A 4,617-nucleotide genomic window follows, 5' to 3' on the forward strand; every position below is an offset into this window, starting at 1 on the left:
TCAACAAGCGCAACCCGCTGCAGCCCGCCGACTGGGCCCCGGCCGACCTGACCGTGCCCGACGTCCGGTCCACCCGTGTCGGGCTCACCCTGCGCGCCGAGGCCGCCACCGCCGCCGAGGCGCTGTTCGCCGCGGCCGCCGCCGACGGCGTGGACCTGTCCCTCGTCAGCGCGTACCGCTCGTACTCCTACCAGCAGGGCACCTACGCCGGCTGGGTGCAGCAGCACGGCCGGGCGGGCGCCGACCGGATCTCGGCCCGCCCCGGGCACTCCGAACACCAGACCGGGCTGGCGATGGACGTCGGCGCCGCGGACGCCGCCTGCACCCTCGAGCAGTGCTTCGGCGACACCCCGGAGGGCGCCTGGGTCGCCCGGCACGCCGCCGCGCACGGCTGGATCGTCCGCTACCCCGCCGGCGCCGAGGACGTCACGGGGTACTCCCCCGAGCCCTGGCACCTGCGGTACGTGGGCACCCCGGCCGCGGCCGACGTCGTGCGCTCCGGCGGGGTGCTGGAGACCGCCTGGGGCTTCGCCCCGGCGCCCGGTTACTAGGAACTCCCGCCCGGGTCAGCGCGACGGTGCCAGGGGCGGCGCCTCCAGCGAGTCCGCGTCATGGCCACTGAGCCACTGGTAGAACGGCGCCATCCGGCGGATGCGTTCATCCCGCTGGTCGTAATTCTCCTGCGCCACCGAGTCGTAGAGCTCGCCGGCATCCCGGGAGGCTCTCTGGACGGCGTTCGCCCGCTCGAGGCGCAACCCCTCATAGCGCCTCAGCGCTGCGGGGATGTCCGCCGTCGCGGTGTCCTCGAGGACGGCGGCCAGGGCGAAGGCGTCCTCGATGGTCTGGTTGCCTCCCTGACCGAGGTGCGGGAGCATCGCGTGCGCCGCGTCGCCGAGCAGGGCCAGTCGTCCGGAGGCCCAGGTCGTCAGCGGGGGGCGATCGAACAGTCCCCACTGGAACGTGTCCGTGACCCGCTCGATCAGTCCGGTGACCACGGGGTCCCACCCCGCGAACTCCGCGGCCAGTTGCCGCGGATCACCCGGCGCCGTCCAGGAGTCCCGCTCGCCGCCCAGGGCGGGGACCACGGCCACGACGTTGATCAACCGGTCGGCCCGGATGGGATACACGAGGAAGTGCCGTCCCGGCCCGATCCACATCTTCGAGGTCCCCCAGTCCCAGTCGCCCGGGTCCGTGACGGGAACCAGTGCCCGGTACGCGGCCGTGCCCGAGGACCGGGGCTGGGCCACCTCGCCGACGACGGCGCGGCGGACGACGGAGTGGATGCCGTCGGCACCGATGACCGCGTCGGCGTGGACCGTCTCGCCGTTCTCGAAGCGCAGGCGCACGCCCTGGATGTCCTCGGTGAGATCGACCAGCCGGTGTCCCGTGTGGATCGCCGCGGCCGGGAGCGCGGACGTGAGGACGTCGATGAGGTCGGCCCGGTGTATCCCGAAGACCCGGCGGTCCCATGAGGCGCCCGGCGTGCGCAGCGTGGAGATCAGGGAGCCGTCCGTGCGCAACTGGAAATACCCCTGGTCGAGGTGTGAGCTGACGCGCTCGATCTGGTCGAGCAGACCCAGCCGTTGCAGCAGGCGCCAGCCGTTGTCCGCCAGGGAGATCCCCGCACCGACCTCCCCGAGCGCGCGGGCCTGCTCGAACACCTCCGCGTCGACGCCCCGCCGGCGCAGGGCCGCGGCCGCGGTGAGCCCCCCGATTCCGGCTCCGATGACAGCAACCTTCATTCTTCTTCCTCCAACAGTGCGCACGCGGTTATGGTCAGCCGTCCGGCCCCGGTCCGCCCCTCGGGGTGAGGGCCTGACGGACCGGCCGGCGGGTTACTGCTGCACATACAGGGACTCGACGTCGAGCGGGTTGTCGGCCATGCCGTACTTGAGCATGAGGTCGTAGATGGTCTGCATCTTCTCGACCGGCAGGTCCGTGTGGGCCGGTTCCAGCTTGATCGTCTGGGCGGTCGCCTCGTCCATCTTCAGGAATTCGGGCAGCATGGCCCGCACGCCGTCCTCGTCCTGTGCGGCCCGCTCGGCCGATTCGTTGAGGGCATCCCGGAAGGCGTCGACGACCTGCGGCTGTTCCTCGGCGAATCCCTCACTCGTGAAGGCGATCGTCAGGGGCATGCCGTCCATGACCTCCTGGTTCGGATACCCCACCACGACGTTCTCCGGATCGGCCAGGGCCCGGCTCAGGAACGGTTCCGGCAACCACACCGCATCCACGTTGCCCTGTTCCAGCTGGGCGAGCATGTCCGGGAACGGCATCTCGTTGAACTTGATCCGGGCCGGGTCTCCCCCGGCCCTCTCGGTGGCCTCCATGATCGACAGGTCCCCCAGCGTATGGACGGCGTTGACGGAGACGGTTTGGTCCTGGAGGTCGACGAAGTCCGTGATGCCGGAGTCCTTGCGGGCGATCACGGCATTGATGTCCTCGCCCCCGGGTGAGGACCAGGAGTATCCCGAGACGATCTTCATGGGCAGGCCCTGGTCCGCCGCGGTCAGGACGGACATGGGGTTGCCGACGGCGAACTCCGTCGCCCGGGTCTGGACCGCGGGCAGCAGGGCCGCCCCGCCCTGGCCCTCGACGAGTTCCACGTCCAGTCCGTGGTCCTGGAAGATGCCCTCCGCTACCCCGTAACGCAGTTCCGTGGAGGAGGCGATGGCGATGGTGCCCACGGAGATCTCGGTCAGTTCACCGGAGCCGGCCGGGTCCGGTCCCGGGGCAGAGCCCGACGCCGTCCCGTCGGCCGCGGACGGTGATCCTGAGCCGCAACCGCTGAGCACGAGGGTCGCAGCCGTGAGTGTGGCCGCCACACCCCAGCGAAGCCGGCGGGGGATGCGTGGGTTCTGAGAGGTCATGGTGTGTCCTTGATCCGGGGTGAGAGCCGTGGTTCCAGAAGTAAAGGTCACGCGCGGTGTTCCCACAACGGAAAACGGGGTGCATTCCCCTGGGAGGAAAAACCATGAGGACCTCAACCACCCCCGGGTGAGTCGATGCCTTGAATGGTGCGGCAGTGACTGGCACTCTTTCCGATATGAGGAATCCGAGGGCTGATGCTGCAGACCGTTGACCGCGCGCTGCACCTCCTCGCGTTGATCGGGTCTCGCGGGGAGATGACGGTCACCGAGGTGGCCGGAGTCCTCCAGGTCAGTCCCTCCATGGCGCATCGCCTTCTGCGCACCTGCGCGGACGCCGGGTTCCTGCGCCAGGACGCGCGGAGCGGTCCCTACCTGGTGGGTCCCGCCCTCCGCCAGGTCTCGGTGGACGTCGCCCGCGGATCCACGCTCCGGGATCTCCTCGGCGGAACCCTGAGGCAGGCGACAGAAGGACTCCTCGAGACGACCAGCCTGGCCACGCTGGAGGGCAGGAACATCCGCTTCCTGCTGACCGAGGAGGGCGGCCACCTGGTCCGGATCGCCCGGCCCATCCGGGCGGTGACGCCGGCCCACGCCACCGCGGCGGGACGGGCCCTGCTGGCCGGCCTCTCCGACGAGGACCTGGCCGCCCGCTACCGGGACGCCGCCCTGGAGACCGTCCAGCCCGGGACCATCCAGGACTGGGACCAGTTGGTGGCGGAGATCGCGAAGGTGCGAAACCGGGGCTGGGCCATCCAGGTGGGTGAGGCCCAGCCCGGAGTGGCCGCGCTCGCCATGGCCGTGCGCGATGGTTCCGGCACGGCCGTCGCCGCCCTGACGGTGACCGTGCCGTACCTGCGACTCAACCGTGCGGAGGATGCCCGCTCCCTGGCCCGTCGGCTGCGCCCGTTCGTGGACCAGATGGAGAGGCGACTGGCCCCGTCCGCCTCCCGGTGACGTCCCGTCTCGCCTGACGCCAGGGCTGCTTCCCACTGTCATCGAACCGTGTCCTGAGGCCGTGCGGCCGGCGGGATGCGGCACCGAACCGCAACCGAACAGGCACCGCTCCGCGCTGTCCGTATCCTTCGGTCCCCGGGCACACTTCTGCTACCTGGCGCCGGATCCCCCCGGAGCCTGCGGAGATAGAGCACCGTCATGAAGAAAGCGCTCGTGGCCCTCGCCTCGGCCGCCCTGGCCCTGGGGGCGCTCGCCGGGACCAGCGTGAGCGCACCGCCACCGAGCGAGGCCGCCTATTGCGGGATCACGTGGGGTTCGCAGCCCCAGGCCACCGCCACCGTGTCCGGTGAGGCCTGGTTCTCCCCGCACACCGTCAAGGGCGTGCGCACCGGACGGCACGCGTGCTACGACCGTCTCGTGGTGGACGTGCGCGGGCCGGCGATCTGGCACCACGTGCGGTACGGCCCCGTCCGGGACGGCGACGGCCGGACCCTGTCCCTGCGGGGCGCCGCCGACCTGCAGGTGTTCCTCACCAACCCCTCCACCACCGGCGCCGGAACGCTCACCTGGAGGCCGGGCAACACCCGGGAACTGCGCGACGTCTCCGGTTACCGCACGTTCCGCCAGGTCGTCCTCGCCTCTCACCACCGGGAGACGGTCACCGGGGAGTACGACGGGCAGCCGCGCAGCCACGACGAGGCCTACACCTCGATCGGCCTGGGCGTCCGCGCCCGGCTGCCGTTCCGCGTCTTCCAGCTCGAGGGCCCCGACGGCGGCTCCCGGCTGGTCGTCG

Annotated in this window: 5 protein-coding genes; 3 read left to right on the top strand and 2 right to left on the bottom strand. The window is 71.2% G+C overall.

Features of this window, described 5'->3' with window-relative positions; genetic code table 11:
* Positions 1-551 (top strand): M15 family metallopeptidase (locus tag PLJ28_RS14920; protein ID WP_324590343.1); only part of this gene is annotated, 551 nt, incomplete at its 5' end.
* Positions 552-566: 15 nt separating this feature from the next.
* On the opposite strand, the gene PLJ28_RS14925 is transcribed toward PLJ28_RS14920, so the two are convergent.
* Both PLJ28_RS14925 and PLJ28_RS14930 read right to left on the bottom strand, forming a co-directional pair.
* Positions 567-1,742: an FAD-dependent monooxygenase gene (locus PLJ28_RS14925; protein ID WP_324590344.1), complete on the bottom strand. Its 1,176-nt coding sequence runs from the start codon at positions 1,740-1,742 to the stop codon at positions 567-569.
* A 93-nt stretch (positions 1,743-1,835) separates the two neighbouring features.
* Positions 1,836-2,870: an ABC transporter substrate-binding protein gene (locus PLJ28_RS14930; protein WP_324590345.1), complete on the bottom strand. Its 1,035-nt coding sequence runs from the start codon at positions 2,868-2,870 to the stop codon at positions 1,836-1,838.
* 195 nt (positions 2,871-3,065) lie between these two features.
* Here PLJ28_RS14930 and PLJ28_RS14935 point away from each other — a divergent pair, with 195 nt between their 5' ends.
* Together PLJ28_RS14935 and PLJ28_RS14940 are read left to right on the top strand one after the other, a co-directional pair.
* Positions 3,066-3,824, top strand: a complete 759-nt coding sequence (locus PLJ28_RS14935; protein WP_324590346.1) for an IclR family transcriptional regulator — start codon at positions 3,066-3,068, stop codon at positions 3,822-3,824.
* Between the two features lie 198 nt (positions 3,825-4,022).
* On the top strand, positions 4,023-4,617 hold a 595-nt coding region (locus PLJ28_RS14940; RefSeq protein WP_324590347.1), incomplete at its 3' end, for an AMIN-like domain-containing (lipo)protein.

This window comes from Citricoccus sp. (assembly GCF_035445025.1).
Classification (GTDB): Bacteria; Actinomycetota; Actinomycetes; order Actinomycetales; family Micrococcaceae; genus Citricoccus.